Annotated in this window: 16 protein-coding genes and 1 tRNA gene; 10 read left to right on the top strand and 7 right to left on the bottom strand. The window is 67.9% G+C overall.

The annotated features are described in order from the left end of the window. On the top strand, nt 1–1,452 hold the full coding sequence (locus ASF68_RS02630) for a PepSY domain-containing protein (RefSeq protein ID WP_056006429.1): 1,452 nt from the start codon (nt 1–3) through the stop codon (nt 1,450–1,452). Nucleotides 1,453–1,524: 72 nt separating this feature from the next. Here the strand turns inward: ASF68_RS02630 and ASF68_RS02635 are convergent, their stop codons facing one another. Both ASF68_RS02635 and ASF68_RS02640 read right to left on the bottom strand, forming a co-directional pair. Next, entirely contained in the window at nt 1,525–1,956 is a 432-nt protein-coding gene (locus ASF68_RS02635; RefSeq protein ID WP_157580166.1) for a hypothetical protein, read from the bottom strand. Nucleotides 1,957–1,963: 7 nt separating this feature from the next. Beyond that, on the bottom strand, nt 1,964–2,569 hold the full coding sequence (locus ASF68_RS02640) for a hypothetical protein (protein ID WP_157580168.1): 606 nt from the start codon (nt 2,567–2,569) through the stop codon (nt 1,964–1,966). Nucleotides 2,570–3,294: 725 nt separating this feature from the next. On the opposite strand from ASF68_RS02640, the gene ASF68_RS02645 reads away from it, so the two are divergent. Next, complete coding sequence (locus ASF68_RS02645; RefSeq protein ID WP_056011270.1) at nt 3,295–4,104, top strand: thymidylate synthase; 810 nt, start codon at nt 3,295–3,297, stop codon at nt 4,102–4,104. Beyond that, nucleotides 4,101–4,625: a dihydrofolate reductase gene (locus tag ASF68_RS02650; protein ID WP_056006439.1), complete on the top strand. Its 525-nt coding sequence runs from the start codon at nt 4,101–4,103 to the stop codon at nt 4,623–4,625. The genes ASF68_RS02645 and ASF68_RS02650 overlap by 4 nt, the downstream gene beginning before the upstream one ends. Nucleotides 4,626–4,664: 39 nt before the next feature. On the opposite strand, the gene ASF68_RS02655 is transcribed toward ASF68_RS02650, so the two are convergent. Beyond that, nucleotides 4,665–5,135 carry a peroxiredoxin gene (locus ASF68_RS02655; RefSeq protein ID WP_056006442.1) on the bottom strand — a complete coding sequence of 157 codons (471 nt, stop codon included), beginning with the start codon at nt 5,133–5,135 and terminating at the stop codon, nt 4,665–4,667. A 241-nt stretch (nt 5,136–5,376) separates the two neighbouring features. On the opposite strand from ASF68_RS02655, the gene aceE reads away from it, so the two are divergent. The 6 genes from aceE (at nt 5,377) to ASF68_RS02685 (ending at nt 13,108) form a co-directional block, all read left to right on the top strand. After that, nucleotides 5,377–8,103, top strand: coding sequence for a pyruvate dehydrogenase (acetyl-transferring), homodimeric type (aceE, locus tag ASF68_RS02660; RefSeq protein WP_056006445.1), 2,727 nt, complete (start codon nt 5,377–5,379; stop codon nt 8,101–8,103). A 16-nt stretch (nt 8,104–8,119) separates the two neighbouring features. Continuing rightward, nucleotides 8,120–9,364, top strand: coding sequence for a CdaR family transcriptional regulator (locus ASF68_RS02665; RefSeq protein ID WP_200921016.1), 1,245 nt, complete (start codon nt 8,120–8,122; stop codon nt 9,362–9,364). Between the two features lie 109 nt (nt 9,365–9,473). Continuing rightward, complete coding sequence (locus ASF68_RS02670; protein ID WP_056006451.1) at nt 9,474–10,397, top strand: ACP S-malonyltransferase; 924 nt, start codon at nt 9,474–9,476, stop codon at nt 10,395–10,397. 19 nt (nt 10,398–10,416) lie between these two features. Further along, on the top strand, nt 10,417–11,421 hold the full coding sequence (locus ASF68_RS02675) for a beta-ketoacyl-ACP synthase III (RefSeq protein ID WP_056006454.1): 1,005 nt from the start codon (nt 10,417–10,419) through the stop codon (nt 11,419–11,421). Between the two features lie 59 nt (nt 11,422–11,480). Then, nucleotides 11,481–11,729, top strand: coding sequence for an acyl carrier protein (locus tag ASF68_RS02680; RefSeq protein ID WP_056006457.1), 249 nt, complete (start codon nt 11,481–11,483; stop codon nt 11,727–11,729). A gap of 140 nt (nt 11,730–11,869) precedes the next feature. After that, nucleotides 11,870–13,108: a beta-ketoacyl synthase gene (locus ASF68_RS02685; protein ID WP_056006459.1), complete on the top strand. Its 1,239-nt coding sequence runs from the start codon at nt 11,870–11,872 to the stop codon at nt 13,106–13,108. Between the two features lie 187 nt (nt 13,109–13,295). Here the strand turns inward: ASF68_RS02685 and ASF68_RS02690 are convergent, their stop codons facing one another. Next, nucleotides 13,296–13,799: a DUF3145 domain-containing protein gene (locus ASF68_RS02690; RefSeq protein ID WP_056006461.1), complete on the bottom strand. Its 504-nt coding sequence runs from the start codon at nt 13,797–13,799 to the stop codon at nt 13,296–13,298. A 215-nt stretch (nt 13,800–14,014) separates the two neighbouring features. Here ASF68_RS02690 and ASF68_RS02695 point away from each other — a divergent pair, with 215 nt between their 5' ends. Continuing rightward, nucleotides 14,015–14,917, top strand: a complete 903-nt coding sequence (locus tag ASF68_RS02695; RefSeq protein ID WP_056006463.1) for an ROK family protein — start codon at nt 14,015–14,017, stop codon at nt 14,915–14,917. Between the two features lie 108 nt (nt 14,918–15,025). On the opposite strand, the gene ASF68_RS02700 is transcribed toward ASF68_RS02695, so the two are convergent. The 3 genes from ASF68_RS02700 to ASF68_RS02710 all read right to left on the bottom strand — a co-directional run bounded on the left by ASF68_RS02700 (nt 15,026) and on the right by ASF68_RS02710 (nt 17,523). Further along, nucleotides 15,026–15,100, bottom strand: a tRNA-Ile gene (locus ASF68_RS02700). 40 nt (nt 15,101–15,140) lie between these two features. Next, a complete protein-coding gene (locus ASF68_RS02705) occupies nt 15,141–16,421 on the bottom strand; it encodes a glycosyltransferase (RefSeq protein ID WP_369796410.1) in 1,281 nt (426 codons plus the stop codon). Between the two features lie 121 nt (nt 16,422–16,542). Continuing rightward, on the bottom strand, nt 16,543–17,523 hold the full coding sequence (locus tag ASF68_RS02710) for a DMT family transporter (RefSeq protein ID WP_235526743.1): 981 nt from the start codon (nt 17,521–17,523) through the stop codon (nt 16,543–16,545). Nucleotides 17,524–17,549 lie beyond the last annotated feature (26 nt).

The following is a 17,549-nucleotide window of genomic DNA, read 5'->3' on the forward strand; positions in this document are numbered from 1 at the left end:
ATGACCACCATGACCCGGCCACCAGTGGACGAACCCCACGCCGATGGACCACCCCCGAAACCGAACCAGAGTAGAGGGTGGTTCCCGCAGCTGCTGCTCCGTCTCCACTTCTACGCCGCGATCTTCGTCGGACCGTTCATCCTCGTCGCGGCGACGAGCGGCGCGCTCTACGCCCTGACCCCGCAACTCGAGCAGCTCGTGTACGCCGAGCAACTTCACGCACCGGAAGCCGATGAATACCTGCCGCTCGCCGACCAGATCGAAGCCGCGAACGCGTACACGAAGGGCCAGGACACCATCGTCGCCGTGCGCCCAGCGCCGAACCCCGGTGACACCACCCGCGTCATGTACACCGGCGACGGGCTCGGCGAGAGCGAGACCCGCGCCGTGTTCGTCGACCCGGCCACCGCCCAGATCCGCGGCGACCTCACCGCGTACGGCACCAGCGGAGCACTGCCGCTGCGCACCTGGATCGATCAGCTGCACCGCAACCTGCACCTCGGCGAGGTCGGACGCCTCTACAGCGAGCTCGCCGCCTCCTGGCTCGGTGTCATCGCCCTCGCCGGCCTCGGCCTCTGGATCGCCCGCATCCGCAAAGCCCGCACCAAGAAGTACTTCGTCCGGCCGAACAACCGAGCCAAGGGGTACCGGCGCATCCTCTCCTGGCACACCTCCACTGGCATCTGGCTCTTCGTCGGCGCACTGTTCCTCTCCGCCACCGGCATCACCTGGTCCCAGTACGGGGGCGGCAACGTCGGCACCATCCGTGCCGCCTTCGACTGGTCCACCCCATCGGTCACCACCGACCTCAGCGGCGAATCCGCACCGGCCGATGAGCACGCAGGGCACAGTGGGCATGGCGGTGGCGCCGCACCCACGTCAGATAGCCCAGCAGTGACGGCGAACCCTGCGACGTTCGACGCGGTGCTCTCCATCGCTCGCGAAGTCAACGTCAATACCGGTCTCGTCGAGATCAAACCGCCGGCCACTGCCGGCACGGCATGGGTGGTGCAGGAGATCCAGCGCAGCTTCCCGACCGAAGTCGACGCCGTCGCGATCGACGGACAGACCATGCAAGTCACCGACCGTGTCGACTTCAAGGACTTCAACCTCGCCGCGAAGCTCACCCGCTGGGGGATCGACACCCACATGGGCTCCATGTTCGGCCTCCCGAACCAGCTGCTCCTCTTCGCTCTCGCGTCCGGGATCATCGCGATGGTGGTCTGGGGTTACGTCATGTGGTGGCAGCGACGGCCCACCCGCGAACCCGGCCGCATCGTCGGCCGCACCCCGGCACGCGGAGCGCTCCGCCGCGCACCCTGGTGGGGCATCGTCGCCGTCCTCGTGGTCGCGGCCGGCATCGGCACGCTCCTGCCGCTCCTCGGGATCAGTCTCGCGGCCTTCGTCGTCGTAGACGTCCTGATTGGGCTGCGCCACCGGAAAGCTGCGTGAGCAGCGAGGGGCCCGAGTTGTTCAGCTCGGGCCCCTCGCGAGCGTTGACTGTGCTCTGGTTGCATCGCAGCCCTAGTTGTAGGCGTCGATCACAACCAATGCAGCTTCAGCGCTGTCGGCGGGGAAATCATCGGCATCGCAGGCGAAATCCCATGAGTCGGTCGAGGCCACCAGGGAAGGAACCTCGCGCGGTCCGTCGGCCTCACACACGAGCACGGTCCCATCCGTGAAGGTGATCGTGGAGACGGGGCTGAATTTGATGCTGTTGGCGTTGCTGATCGTGAAATCGAGCGTGAGTTCGGTGCCGACGGCTGTGGTCGTCAGCCGGGCGGTATCGACCGTGTAGTAGCCGGTCGCGGTGTTGTCGGTGATATCGGTGATTGTGGCACTATTCGTGACAGCGAGCGGATCGACCTCTTCGGCTGCGCATCCCGCGAGGGCAATGCTCATGCTTGCTGCCACGGCCAGCAGCATGACCGTTCGCCGCTGCATGCTTTCGTTCATCGGAGGACTAGACGAACAGTTGCGCGACGAGTGCGGCCGTGAGTGCTCCGGCACCAGCATTCGCGGCCGAGCCGAGCACGCCGCGAAGGGTGGCGAGCGCCCCCTTCACCTTCCGCTGGTTGGGTTCTGTCTGCACGATCTCGTCGAGCACGATGGTTGCGGCATGGCGACCGGCCTCGCGTTCGTCCTCGTCCAGATCACCGGCCGCGTTGAGGGCGTCGAGCGCCTGTTGGATCTTCTGCGCCAGCTCCTCGTACCCGGGTGTCACAGTCGAGGTCTGGTTGAGTGTCCCGCCTCGCGTCACGACGTTCACATTGTGTGAGCCGGTGATGACGTACTGATCACCGTGCACGTGCTGTGCGGGTTCGACCGGCCGTGGCGGGCTGGTGGTGAACTTCGCCTCAATATGGGATGCGTGCGAGGGCATGTTGCTCGGTGCCTTGTTCACGTCGGTAGTCGTGATGTAGACGGTTCGTGTGCCGCCCGTGGTGCTGCGCGGGTCGCTCAGCTCCATCGTGTCGCCGTCGTGCACGGGCGCGGTGATGTCGAAAAATGCGCTGTGCGCCTGCACCTGTGCTTCGAGTTCGTGCCGAACGCCCTCGTGGATGACCACGACCGATTCTGTGCCGAACCGTCGCCCGATGCGCGCGATGAAACCACCTTTTTCGGGTCGTGGCAGGGGATTCATCTGCGTCTCATTTCTGGCGTGATGTGGGCCGATTCGGCCTGTGAATAACTACCCGGGAATACGACCGATAACGTGGATTACTCGCGGGCGGAATGAACACCCCAAGGACACCCATCGCGGCTATCTCTCCAACGGCTTCCTTGGCAGGACGGGGCAGTGGCAACTCAGGCGTTCGTCCTGGACTGATCATGACCACGAGTGTAGGAACGACCACCGACAGTCTCGTCGTCGGGGAGAGATTGGACGATGAAGATCCAACCTCCTGGCACACACCACCAGAGAGCGTCGTCGCCTTCCATCGCTGCTCCATTTTGGCGACTTGTTTGCCCAAATGTGCAGTCAATGTGGCGGGGTGGGTCTGCGCGGCATAGCGACTTGGTCAGCGCATCCAGCGCGTCCCCGAGGCGTCCCCGCGCTGTGCAATGTGAGACTCCACGGGCGCCTTCGAGCAAGCACCGAACCCCGAGAACACGCGGAGCCGTCCGACGCGGGAGTCTTTACACCGTGGATGTCGTCGGTTCGATCCCGGCAGGGCCCACCACATGGATAACGCCGGGATCATGCCGATCGCCGGGCGCCTGGCCGAAAGTCCCCCGACACTGGACGATCGGTCGAGCGCGGTGACGGCGGCTGCCCGTACGATCGAGGGGATGGACACGACGATCCCCACCCCGTACGAAGACCTCCTGCGCGACACGCTCGAGCACGGCGCCGTCAAAGGCGACCGCACCGGAACCGGAACCCGCAGCGTCTTCGGTCGCCAGCTCCGGTTCGACCTCTCCGAGGGCTTCCCGCTCATCACCACCAAGCGGGTCCACTGGAAGTCCATCGCCTACGAACTCCTGTGGTTCCTCCGCGGCGACGGCAACGTCCGTTGGCTCCAGGAGCACGGCGTGTCCATCTGGGACGAGTGGGCCGATGCCGACGGCGAGCTCGGTCCCGTCTACGGTGTCCAGTGGCGCTCCTGGCCGACGCCCGACGGCTCGCACATCGACCAGATCTCGCAGGTCATCGAGCAGCTGCGCACCGACCCGAACTCGCGCCGCATCATCGTCTCCGCCTGGAACGTCGCCGACATTCCCAACATGGCGCTCGCGCCGTGCCACGCCTTCTTCCAGTTCTACGTCGCCGACGGCAAGCTCTCCTGCCAGCTCTACCAGCGCAGCGCAGACCTCTTCCTCGGCGTCCCCTTCAACATCGCCAGCTACGCGCTCCTCACCCACCTCGTCGCCGAGCAGGTCGGGCTCGAGGTCGGCGACTTCGTGTGGACGGGCGGCGACTGCCACATCTACGACAATCACGTCGAGCAGGTGACGGAGCAGCTCACGCGCGCACCGTTCCCCTCCCCGCAGCTGCGCATCAACACGAAGCGCGACAGCATCTTCGATGTCGAGTACGACGACCTCGAGATCGTCGACTACCAGCACCACCCCGCCATCCGCGCGGCCGTCGCCGTATGAGCCTGGCGCTCATCTGGGCCCAGGCCCACGACGGCGTCATCGGCGCCGACGGCGACATGCCCTGGCACGTCCCCGAGGACCTCGCTCACTTCAAGGCGCTCACCGGGTCGGACGCAGTGATCATGGGACGCCGCACCTGGGATTCGCTCCCCCCACGATTCCGTCCGCTCCCGGGACGTCCGAACATCGTCGTCACCCGCGATCACGCGTGGTCAGCCGACGGCGCGATCGTCGCGCACTCCCTGGAGAACGCGTTCGAAGCGGCACAGCTCGCCGGCAACGGCCAGGCCTGGGTCACCGGCGGCGCAGGTCTCTTCGCCGAGGCGCTCCCCCTCGCCGACCGCCTGGAGGTCACCGAACTCGACCTCGACGTCGCGGGCGACACCTTCGCGCCGATCATCGGCGAGGAATGGGTGCCCGTCACGATCGATCCGGCGCACGGGTGGTCGGAATCACGAACAGGCGTGCCGTATCGGTTCATCCGCTATGAGCGCGCACCCGAGATCGTCATCACCGGCTGACACGTCCGGCGAACCGGATCGACCTCAGCGGGCCGCGGCTCAGGCCGGCTGCCGCAGCTCTTCGAGCGCGGCACGGTAGGCGGCGAGCGAACGGGCCTCGCCAGGCGCGGTGATGAAGCTCTCGCGGATGATGCCCTGCTGGTCGATGAGGAACGTCGCCCGGTTCGCGAAGCCCTTCTCCTGCAGGAAGACGCCGTACTCCTTGGCGACTTGACCATGCGGCCAGAAATCCGCCAGCAGCTGGAAGCCGTACTGCTCCTGCTCGGCCCAAGCCCGCAGGGTGTGCTTCGAGTCGACGGAGATGCCCACGAGCGTCACCTGGTCGTCGGTGAACAGGCTCAGGTTGTCGCGCAGTTCGCACAGCTCCCCCGTGCACGTCCCGGAGAACGCCAGCGGGAAGAAGACGAGTGCGACGGCGGACTGGCCTCGGAACTGACTCAACCTGACGAGTTCACCGAACTGGTTCGCCAGTTCGAAGTCGGGTGCCAGGGTGTCGTTCTCGAGTGCCATGAGGGTCCTTTCAGGCGGGTGCGCCTGCTCCGGATCGCCCGAGCGGTGGACGGGTCCGATCCGGTCACACATCCTAGCCCCGCGCCGCAGCTGGGCAAACCCGGAGCCCTGCTGCGCTCGGTCACCGTTCCCTGGGGTGACCGGATAGGGTGAAAGGTGGCGCCCGCGTCCATACCCATCAGGACGCATGGAGTTCACCATCACAACCCAGGCACGATCTGCCACGAGAGAAAGGTCGACGGTGACTGTTCACGACCAGGATCCATACTCGTCCAACCACGTAGACGCCGATCCTGAGGAGACGTCCGAGTGGAATGAGTCCCTCGACGCCCTCGTCGACGAACGTGGCCGCGGTCGCGGCCGCGACATCATGCTGAGCCTCCTCAAGCGCTCGAAGGAGCTGCACCTCGGCGTGCCGATGGTGCCGACCACCGACTACATCAACACCATCGCCTCGGAGAACGAGCCCGACTTCCCGGGCGACGAGGACATCGAACGCCGGTACCGTGCCTGGATCCGCTGGAACGCGGCCATGACCGTGCACCGCGCGCAGCGCCCCGGCATCGGTGTCGGCGGACACATCTCCACCTACGCGTCCTCCGCGGCGCTGTACGAGGTCGGCTTCAACCACTTCTTCCGCGGCCAGGACGCCCCGGGCGGTGGGGACCAGATCTACATCCAGGGCCACGCCTCCCCCGGCACCTACGCCCGAGCCTTCCTCGAAGGACGCCTCAGCACCGACCAGCTCGACGGCTTCCGCCAGGAGAAGTCGCACGCACCGCACGGCCTGTCCTCGTACCCGCACCCGCGGCTCATGCCTGACTTCTGGCAGTTCCCGACGGTGTCGATGGGCCTCGGTCCGATCAACGCGATCTACCAGGCGCACCTCGCCAAGTACGTCACGAACCGTGGCATCAAGGATGCGAGCGACCAGCAGGTCTGGGCGTTCCTCGGCGACGGCGAGATGGACGAGGTCGAGAGCCGCGGTCAGCTGCAGGTCGCCGCGAATGAGGGTCTCGACAACCTCAACTTCGTGATCAACTGCAACCTGCAGCGCCTCGACGGCCCGGTCCGCGGTAACGGCAAGATCATCCAGGAGCTCGAGAGCTTCTTCCGCGGTGCCGGCTGGAACGTCATCAAGGTCATCTGGGGCCGCGAGTGGGACGACCTCCTCAACCGCGACACCGACGGCGCACTGCTCAACCTCATGAACGTCACGCCTGACGGCGACTTCCAGACGTACAAGACGGAAGACGGCGCGTACGTCCGCGAGAACTTCTTCGGCCGCGACGAGCGCGCCCTGAAGCTCGTCGAGGGCTACAGCGACGACGAGGTCTGGAACCTCAAGCGCGGTGGCCACGACTACCGCAAGGTGTACGCGGCGTTCAAGGCGGCCAGCGAGCACAAGGGCCAGCCGACGGTCATCCTCGCGCACACGATCAAGGGCTACGGCCTCGGCCCGAGCTTCGAGGGCCGCAACGCGACCCACCAGATGAAGAAGATGACCCTCGACAACCTGAAGACCTTCAGGGACACGATGCGCATCCCGATCACGGACTCGCAGCTCGAGGAGAACCCCTACCTCCCGCCCTACTACCACCCGGGCGAGGACGACGAGGCGATCCAGTACCTGCACGAGCGTCGTCGCGCGCTCGGCGGCTACGTGCCGGAGCGTCGCAGCAAGTACACGCAGCTGAACCTGCCCGACGACTCCGCTTACAAGGCGGCGAAGAAGGGTTCCGGTACGCAGGAGATCGCCACCACCATGGCGTTCGTCCGACTGCTGAAGGACCTGCTCCGCGCGAAGGACTTCGGCAACCGCATCGTCCCGATCATCCCCGACGAGGCCCGCACCTTCGGCATGGACGCGTTCTTCCCGAGCGCGAAGATCTACAACCCGAACGGTCAGCACTACACCTCGGTGGACCGCGAACTGCTGCTCGCCTACAAGGAGAGCCCGCAGGGCCAGATCGTCCACGTCGGCATCAACGAGGCGGGCGCGATCGCGGCCTTCTCCGCGATCGGCACCTCGTACTCGGTGCAGGGCGAGCCGCTCATCCCGGTCTACGTCTTCTACTCGATGTTCGGGTTCCAGCGCACCGCCGACGCCATCTGGGCGGCCGGCGACCAGATGACCCGTGGGTTCATGATCGGCGCCACCGCCGGTCGCACGACGCTCACGGGTGAGGGCCTCCAGCACGCTGACGGCCACTCGCTGCTGCTCTCGTCGTCGAACCCCGCGGTCGTGAGCTACGACCCGGCCTACGGCTACGAGATCGCGCACATCGTGCGCAGCGGTATCGAGCGCATGTACGGCGGCGAGCACCAGGACCCGAACGTCATGTACTACCTGACCGTCTACAATGAGCCGATGATCATGCCGGTCGAGCCGGAGGATGTCGACGTCGACGGCATCGTGCGCGGCATCCACCGCATCAGCACCAGCGACAAGCAGGGCCCCAAGGCTCAGCTCATGGCGTCCGGTGTCGCGGTGCCGTGGGCGATCGAGGCGCAGCAGCTCCTCGCCGACGACTGGGGCGTCTCCGCCGACGTCTGGAGCGTCACGAGCTGGACGGAGCTCCGTCGCGACGGTCTCGCGGCCGATCAGCACAACTTCCTGCACCCGCAGGAGGAGCGTCGCGTGCCGTACGTCACGAGCAAGCTCGAGGGCGCATCCGGTCCGTTCGTCGCGGTGACCGACCACATGCACGCCGTGCCGGACCAGATCCGTCAGTTCGTCCCGGGCGACTTCGCGACGCTCGGTGCCGACGACTTCGGCTTCTCCGACACGCGCGCAGCTGCCCGTCGCTTCTTCAAGATCGACGGCCCGTCGCTCGTCGTCCGGACCCTCCAGCAGCTCGCTGCTCGGGGCGAGGTCGACGCGAGCCTCCCGCAGCAGGCGATCGACCGCTACCGCCTCCACGACGTGAACGCCGGCAACACCGGTAACGCGGGTGGCGAGAGCTGATTCCATCGCTACCACGGTGACGAAGACGAAGACGAAGGCCGAGACACTCGACTGGCTCCGCCGGATCTCGGGTGAGCTCGCGACCGCGACGCTGAAACGCCTCGAGGACACCCTTCCCTGGTACGCCGAGATGCCACCGGGCCGCCGCTCTGCGGTCGGCCTGGTGGCTCAGGCGGGCATCAGTTCGTTCATCTCGTGGTTCGACGATCCACGGTCCACACCGTGGATCGCCGCAGACGTGTTCGGTGCAGCTCCTCGCGAGCTGCTGCGATCCGTCAGCCTGCAGCAGACCCTGCAGCTCATCAAGGTCACCGTCGAGGTCGTCGAGGAGCGCGTCGCCTCCGGCAGCGTCGACCTCCGCGAGGCGATCCTCCTCTACTCCCGCGACATCGCGTTCGCGTCGGCCGACGTCTACGCCCGCGCGGCCGAGGCCCGCGGACTCTGGGACGCGCGCCTCGAGGCCCTCGTCGTCGACTCCATCCTGAGCGGCGAGGCCGACGACGAACTCCCGAGTCGGATCGCCGCCTTGGGCTGGCACGGCCACGGTGAGGCCTGTGTCCTCGTCGGGACCACGCCCCGAGTCCTCGACGTCGACATGCTCCGGCGCACCGCCCGGCATCTCGACGCTGACGTCCTCATCGGCGTGCAGGGCAACCGCCTCGTCCTCGTCCTCGGGCGGGCGGAGCTCCCGAGCACCGACGCCGGTGACGCCGAGCCGATCGACGAAGCGGAACAGGCCGCCGCCGACGCACGCGCGAGCGCCCAGCTGAGCTTCCTCGACATCGCGGCCAGACTCGAGCACGGGTTCGGACCCGGCCACCTCGTCCTCGGCCACGCCGTGCCGTCGCTCATCGAAGCGTCGCGCAGCGCGAAGGCTGCCCTCGCCGGGTTCGCCGTCGCGAAGTCCTGGCGTCACGCGCCGCGTCCGGTCTCGGCCGACGATCTGCTGCCCGAACGTGCACTGGCGGGCGACAACCTCGCGAAGACCACGCTCATCGAGCGGGTCTACCGCCCGCTGAAGGATTACTCGGGCGAGCTGGTGACGACGCTCTGGTGCTACCTCGACAACGGTCGCTCCCTCGAGGCCACGGCGCGCGAGCTGTTCGTGCACCCGAACACCGTCCGGTACCGCCTGAAGCGCGTTTCCGAGGTGATCGGGTGGGACGCCACCGGAGCGCGGGAGTCCCTCATCCTCCAGGCAGCGCTCATCCTCGGCGCCATCGCCGAACCGGAACCGTCCCGCCGTCGCCTCTCCTCCTGACGCGGCACACCTCGGCGGCAGGTCCGTTGTGGAACAGTCACAACACTTTCCCGAAAGGTTCGTGGCGTTGCTCCACTGCTGAGGCTCGTTCCGTTGGCAGACTGGACCGGTGATCGTCATCGCCTGCCCTGGACAGGGCTCCCAGACCCCCGGCTTCCTCGACCCCTGGTTGCAGGACGTCTCCGCGAGGGAAGCGCTCGGCCGCTTCTCCGACGAAGCCGGACTCGACCTCGTCAAGCACGGCACCGTCTCCGACGCCGACACGATCCGCGACACCGCCGTCGCGCAACCGCTCATCGTCGCCGCCGGCATCGTCGCCCTCGACGCACTCCGCAAGGCGCTCCCCGCAGATGCGGCTCCGTTCGGCGGCATCGCCGGTCACTCCGTCGGTGAGATCACCGCGGCCTACGGTGCGGGCATCCTCTCCGACAGCGACGCCATGAGCTTCGTGAGCGAGCGCGCTGTCGCCATGGCCGAAGCGGCTGCGATCACGCCCACGGGTATGAGCGCGGTGCTGGGTGGCGACCAGGACGCCGTCGTCGAGCACGTCCGATCCTTCGGCCTCGAGCCGGCCAACTACAACGGTGGTGGCCAGATCGTCGTGGCCGGTGCCCATGACGCGCTCGCCCGCCTCGCCGACGAACCGCTCAAGGGCACCCGGGTGATCCCGCTGCAGGTGGCCGGGGCGTTCCACACGAGCTTCATGCAGTCGGCCCGCGACTGGCTGGCCGGCGCGAGCCGCACGGTCGAACCGCAGGACCCGTCGCTGCGGATCTGGACGAACCACGACGGTTCCGAGGTCACCTCGGGTGCCAAGTTCTTCGACCTCCTCATCGGCCAGGTCGCCTCCCCGGTACGCTGGGACCTGTGCATGGACGCGTTCAGCGCCGCAGGGATCACCGGACTCGTCGAGCTCGCTCCCGCCGGGGCGCTCACCGGACTCGCACGTCGCGGCCTCAAGGGCGTGCCGACCGTCGCCATCAAGACTCCCGACGACCTGCCGGCAGCCCTCGACCTCATCGCCCAGCAGTAGCGCAGACGGAGAACCAGCAATGACCACCCCCACCCTCAAGCAGTCGCGCGGTCCCGAGTTCACGCGGATCCTCGGCCTCGGTGCCGCCCGCGGCGACCTCAGCGTCCCGAACGACGACCTCGTCGGTCCGATCAACTCGTCCGACGAGTGGATCCAGCAGCGCACCGGCATCGTCACCCGCACCCGGGCGTCGGCCGACGTCAGTGCCGTCGACCTCGCCGCCGAAGCCGGCGCCGAAGCGATCCAGGCGGCGGGGATCGCCCCCGAGCAGGTCGACCTCGTCCTCATCGCGACGATCAGCAACGTGCAGCAGTCTCCGTCGATGGCCGCGGTCGTCGCCGACCGGGTCGGTGCGAACCCGGCCGCGGCGTACGACCTCAACGCCGCCTGCGCGGGTTACGCCTACGCCATCGCGCAGGCAGACGCCCTCATCCGCTCGGGGGCGGCGCACTACGCGCTCGTCATCGGCGCCGAGAAGCTCTCCGACATCGTCGACCCGACCGACCGCTCCATCTCGTTCCTCCTCGGTGACGGCGCCGGTGCCGCGGTCGTCGGTCCGAGCGACTTCCCCGGCATCTCCCCCACGGTCTGGGGTTCCGACGGCTCGAAGGCCGACGCGGTCGGCATGAGTGGCACGCTCACCGAGTTCCGTGACGGCACCGCCGCCTGGCCGACGCTGCGGCAGGAGGGCCAGACCGTCTTCCGCTGGGCCGTCTGGGAGATGGCCAAGGTCGCCAAGCAGGCGCTCGAAGTCGCCGGCGTCGAGGCGTCAGACCTGTCCGCGTTCATCCCCCACCAGGCCAACATGCGCATCGTCGACGAGTTCGCCAAGCAGCTGAAGCTGCCGGAGAGCGTCGTCATCGCCCGCGACATCGAGACCACCGGCAACACCTCGGCGGCATCGATCCCCCTCGCCACCCATCGGCTCCTCCAGGGCCACCCCGAGCTCAGCGGCGGTCTCGCCCTGCAGATCGGGTTCGGAGCCGGGCTCGTCTTCGGCGCCCAGGTCGTCGTCCTGCCGTAGCAGGACGCCCGACGCGACTACACTCGACTACGGTCAAACCTCACCCAAGGAGTAGAACAATGGCATTGTCCACCGAAGAAGTCCTCGCCGGCCTGGCCGAGCTCATCAACGACGAGACCGGCATCGCGACCGACACCGTCGAGCTGGACAAGTCCTTCACCGACGACCTCGACATCGACTCGATCTCCATGATGACCATCGTCGTCAACGCGGAGGAGAAGTTCGACGTGAAGATCCCGGACGAAGAAGTCAAGAACCTGAAGACCGTCGGCGACGCCGTCGACTTCATCGTCAAGGCTCAGGGCTAGTCCCAGCGCAGTGCTGAAGGGTCGGCCGGCATCTGGCCGACCGGCCCTTCAGCGTTCGAGACGGCTGCTCCGTCCGAACACGGACTCGACCGCCGCAGGGTTCGGGATCCCCTCGTCATCTCCACAGAAGGTTTGACTCAATGACCACCAAACGCATCGTCATCACCGGCATCGGTGCCACCACCCCGCTCGGTGGCAACGCCACCGACTCCTGGGACAACCTCCTCGCAGGCAAGAGCGGCGCGAGCCGCCTCGAGCAGCCGTGGGCCGAGGAGCTCGAACTGCCGGTGCGCTTCGCCGCGCAGGCCGCCGTCCCGACCGCGGACGTCCTCGACCGCCGCGAGGTCAAGCGACTCGACCCGTCGAGCCAGTTCGCGCTCATCGCCGCTCGCGAGGCCTGGCAGGACGCCGGAGCTCCCGAGGTCGACCCCGAACGACTGCTCGTCGACTGGGCCACCGGCATCGGTGGCGTCTGGACGCTCCTCGACGCCTGGGACACCCTGCGCGAGAAGGGCCCGCGTCGTGTCCTCCCGATGACGGTCCCGATGCTCATGCCGAACGGCCCTGCTGCGGCGATCGGCATGGACCTCGGCGCCCGCGGCGGAGAGCGCACCGTCGTCTCGGCCTGCGCCTCCAGCACCGAGTCCCTCGCCAACGCCTACGACCATCTCCAGGCAGGCCTGGCGGACATCGTCGTCGCCGGTGGGTCCGAGGCCGCGATCCACCCGCTCCCCCTCGCCTCCTTCGCCGCCATGCAGGCGTTGTCGAAGCGGAACGACGACCCCGCCATCGCCTCGCGTCCCTACGACGTCGACCGCGACGGTTTCGTCCTCGGCGAAGGGGCAGCAGCCCTCATCGTCGAGACCGAGGAGCACGCCAAGGCCCGCGGAGCCCGCATCTACGCCGAGCTCCTCGGCGGTGCGGTCACGAGCGACGCTTACCACATCACCGCCCCCGACCCTGAGGGTTCCGCTGCTGCCCGCGCCATGCGCGCAGCGGTGGAGAACGGTGGAGCGTCGCTCGACGAGGTGGTGCACGTCAACGCGCACGCCACGAGCACGCCGGTCGGCGACATCGCGGAGTACAACGCGCTCCGTCGCGTCTTCGGAGCTCAGCTCGACCAGATCGCGGTGACGGCCACCAAGGCGTCCACCGGACACCTGCTCGGCGGCGCCGGCGCGATCGAGGCCGCGTACACGGCTCTCGCCCTGCACCACCGGGTCATCCCGCCGACCATCAACCTCGACAACCAGGACCCGGAGATCCCGCTCGACGTCGTGACATCTCCGCGCGAACTCGGCTCCGGCGACCTGCTGGCGATCAGCAACTCCTTCGGCTTCGGCGGGCACAACGCCGTCGTCGCCTTCCGGAGCTACTGAGCCGACGACGACGAAGGGCCGTGGTGCACTGCACCACGGCCCTCCGTCGTTCCGTGAGCAGGGTGCCTCGTTTCGTCACCTCGTGTCTGCCGGGACGGATCACCGACCTCGCACGGTCCACGCCACGTGGACACCCTGTCGTCAGTGTTGAATTGTCTGCGCGACGTCGCCGTGCAGGTGGGCCGGTTCAGCCCACGTTGTGGAGCCAGATGACGGAGGACCCGTCACCGGCGTGGCGGAAGGGCTCGAGTTCGTCGTCCCACGGCTGGCCGAGGGCGACGCGGAGCTCCCGCTGCAATTCCGAGGCGTTCCCCGACGCGACCTCCATCGCGTAGCGGATGCGGTCCTCAGGCACGACGACGTTGCCGATGCTGTCGGTCTGCGCGTAGAAGATACCTAGATCAGGGGTGTGCATCCAGCGTGCGCCGTCGACGCCCTGAGCTGGATCCTCACTCACCTCGTAGCGGAGGTGCTCCCAGCCACGCAGAGCGGAGGCGAGAGCGGCACCGGTTCCGTGCGGGCCCTCCCAGAAGACCTCGGCGCGCTGGGCTCCGCGGAGGATCGGCTGATCTTCCCAATCGAAGCTGATGGCGCGACCAAGTGCGCGACCTGCCGCCCATTCGAGGTGCGGGCAGAGCGCGCGAGGCGAGGAGTGCACGAACAGCACACCCTTCGTCATCGGTGTCGACATGATTCCTCCACTGCGTCCGGGTGCGTCTTCCCCAACGACCCATGCAGTGTGATCCATGTCGGTGTCCGGCGAACCGGACCTCCGTGTATGCAGTTGTTCGACTCTCGCCGATACGAGCATTATGCCCCAAGACCTGGAGAAATGACAACCGTGTCGTTCCCAGTACGCTGGTTCTGGAGCGGAGTCGGCGCGCGCCGAACCGGGATGGAGCGGTGATGCACGAGGCCCTCGCGATCGACATCGGCGGGACGAAGGTGGAAGCCGCAGTGGTCGACACCGACGGACGGATCGTGTCCGGCACCCGGTTCCGTGGAGCGACGGGTCCTCTCGCGAGCCGCGCGGAGCTCGAAGCGACGATCATCGCGACCGCTGAGCGGAGCGTCACCGCGCACGAAGGATCCGTCGTCGGCGTCGGCATCGGTTCGGCGGGCCCGATCGGGACGACCGACGGCACCATCTCGCCGATCAACCTGCCGCGGCTTGCGGCCTTCCGGGTGGCCGAGGCCGTTCGGCGGTTCACGACCGCTCCGGTGGAACTCCGCTTGGACGGCACCTGCATCGCTCTGGCCGAGCACTGGCAGGGTGCACTCCGAGGCACGGAGAACGGCATGGGCATCGTGGTCTCGACGGGCATCGGAGGCGGGATCATCCTCGGATCCCGGCTCATCGCCGGCGCCTCCGGCAACGCGGGGCACCTCGGCCAGATGCAGCTCCGTCGGCGGGAGCCGGATGCGGCCGGCGCACCGTGGACGCTCGAAGGCATCGCTTCCGGAACGGCGACCGTCGCTTGGGCTCGCGCCCAGGGGTGGACCGGATCGACGGGCGAGGAGCTCGGCGCGGACGCGGCTGCGGGAACGGACGTCGCGGTCCGCGCGATCCGCCGCTCAGCCGAGGCGGTGGGCGAAGCGCTCTGCAGTATCACGACGCTGCTCGATCTGGAACGCGTCGCCGTCGGCGGCGGGTTCTCCCGGGTCTCCCCCGACTACCTCGACCTCGTCCAGGAGTCGGCGACCGCCTCGGCGCTGCACGACTACGCCCGGAAGCTGCGTGTCGTCCGGTCCGGGCTCGATGCCGACGGCCCCCTGATCGGCGCCGCGGCCCTCGTACTCAGACCCTGACCCGATCGAGCCCGGACCTCGAGCTCGCCCATCCCGGTCCCTGAGCCTCTCGACGGGCACCCAGCGACAAGCCGAGACACCGAAGAGGGCTCAGGGACCGATTCACGGTAGGGCGGGTGGGACTTGAACCCACGCATCGTTCGGTTATGAGCCGAATGCCTTCACCAGCTTGGCTACCGCCCCGTGCGGAACCCAGTGTACCGAGAGAGCGGGGCGGCGGGCTTCAGTCCTGCGAGTCTTCGCGCTCGGCGCCGGCGGTGTGACGCTCGGTGGTCGGATCGACGATCTGCTCACCGCGGTACAGGGCTTCGAAGGTGTCGAGGGTGCGTTCGATGTCGTGTGCGGAGACGAGCTCGAGCGAGGCGTCCTGCATCCGGCGGTACTCTTCGTCCGACGCGCGGAGCACCGTCGTGAGTCGCTCCGCCAGCTGGTCGACGTTGCCGGGCTCGAACAGGTAACCGTTGACCTGGTCATGCACGAGGTGCGGCAGCGCCATCGCGTCCGCCGCGACGACGGGCAGCCCGGACGCCATGGCCTCCATCGTCGCGATGCTCTGCAGCTCCGCGATGGACGGCATCGCGAAGACCGTGGCGTTGGTGTACGCACGCTTGACGTCGTCGTCGGACACCTTGCCGAGGAAGCGGACGCGATCGCCGAGACCGAGCTGCTGCGTCAGCTGCTCGAGGTTCTTGGCCTGGTCGCCGCCGCCGATGACGTCGACGAAGGCGTCGAGTTCCTTCGGGATCTTCGTGAGCGCCCGGAGGAGCACGTCGATCTGCTTCTCGCTCGTGATGCGGCCGACGAAGAGGATGGTGTTGCGCTTCCGCGGTTCGAACGACGGCGTGTACTGGCCCGCCTCGATGCCGCAGGAGATCGCGTGCACCCCGGTGAGCCCGCTGAACTGTTCGAGGAAGTCGGCCGCCTTGCGGGTCGGCGTCGTCACCGCGAAGGCCCGGTCGAACACGCGACGAGCCGCAGCCCACTGCGTGCGGATGAGCCACTCCTGGGTGCGCTCGGGGATGACGGTGAAGTCGAGGATGTTGTCGGGCATGATGTGGTTCGTCGCCACCATGCGGATCCCGCGCTGTTCCGCCTCGATCGACAGGCCGCGACCCACGACGACGTGCGACTGCAGGTGCACCACGTCCGGCTTCACCCGGTCGAGGATCTTCCGGGCGTTCCGTCGCGAGGTCCACGGCATCGCGAAGCGCAGCCAGTCGTGCGGGTACCAGCGGAGGCTGAAGAGCCGGTGCGCGGTCATCGTCTGACCCTCGTGGGTCTCCTTCCACGTGCCGAACCGGCGCGATCCGGCAGGGGCGACGATGTGGACGTCGTGCCCACGGCGGACGAGGCCGGCGGCGAGGCGCTCGGCGAAACGCGCCGCGCCGTTGACGTCGGGCGAGAAGGTGTCGGCACCGATGACGACCTTCAACGGCCGACGGGTGTCGGAGGGCGTCGTCGCGTCGGACGGCGTCACGAGGTGCTGGTCGTCTGGAGAAGTCAAGGTGTCGGTGATTCCTCTGTGCTTGGCCAGTGATGTGCGGTGCGCGGGCGGTGCTCACGACCCGGTTGCGGCGCGGAACGCCATGGCCCAGCATACCTGCCGCCCGTTCCGCCTCCAGGGCTCAGGCTGGCGCGTCGCCGGTCGCGAGCGCCTTCGCCGCGGCTGCCGCGGCCGGCGTCTGGCTGACCTGCGGGTGGTGGCGGGCCAGCTGGAACACGCCCCAGACGGCGATCGCGCCGGCCACGACGAAGCCGAACCCGGCCCAGAACGGGGCGTTGCTCGCCTCCCCCAACACGATGATGCCGATGCCGACGGCGATCATCGGATCGATCACGGTGAGCCCGGCGATGACGAGGTCGGGCGGGCCCGAGGAATACGCGGTCTGCACGAAGTACCCGCCGAGCGCACTGGCGGCGACGAGGCCCAGCCCGCACAGCACCGTGAGCCAGTCGAACTCGCCCTGCTGTAGGCGACCGATGATGACCTTCGCGAGGGTCGCGACGAACCCGTAGAGGACGCCCGTCCCGACGATGTAGAAGATGGCGGTGAAGCGCGCGCGGAACAGCACGAAACCGAGACCGAAGGCGAGCAACACCACGCCCAGCATGACGAGGATCGTGATGAGCTCGGACTCCGTGATCCGATGCTCGCCGGTGAAGATCGCCGCGATGGTGACGAACAGTCCGACGCCGCCGACGCAGGCGACGATGGCGACCACGGAGCGGCGGTTCAACCGCACCCCGCTGATGCGGCTGTTGACGACCGCCGTGATCACGAGGGCGACCGCCCCGAGCGGCTGGACGAGGGTGATCGGTGCGAGCGACAGGCTCCCGAGCTGCAGCACGATCGCGAGCCCGAGCATGACGGTTCCGGTCACCCATGACGGCCGACCGAGGAGTGCGAGGAGCTGGGCCAGGTTGAGACCGGAGGTGGCGTCGGTGCCGCTCGACGACTCGACCTTGGCGACACCCCGGTGCTGGAGCTGCGCGCCGAGGGAGAGGAAGACGGCTCCCAGGAGCGCGAAGGGGATGCCGAGCAACTGGGAGGGGTTGCGGGTGAAGTCGTCCGCGAGGTCGGCGATGTCGATGGCGGCAGGGAACACGCGTCGAGGCTACCCCGTCGTTCCGC

This window comes from Plantibacter sp. Leaf314, assembly GCF_001423185.1.
In the GTDB taxonomy this organism is placed as follows: Bacteria; Actinomycetota; Actinomycetes; order Actinomycetales; family Microbacteriaceae; genus Plantibacter.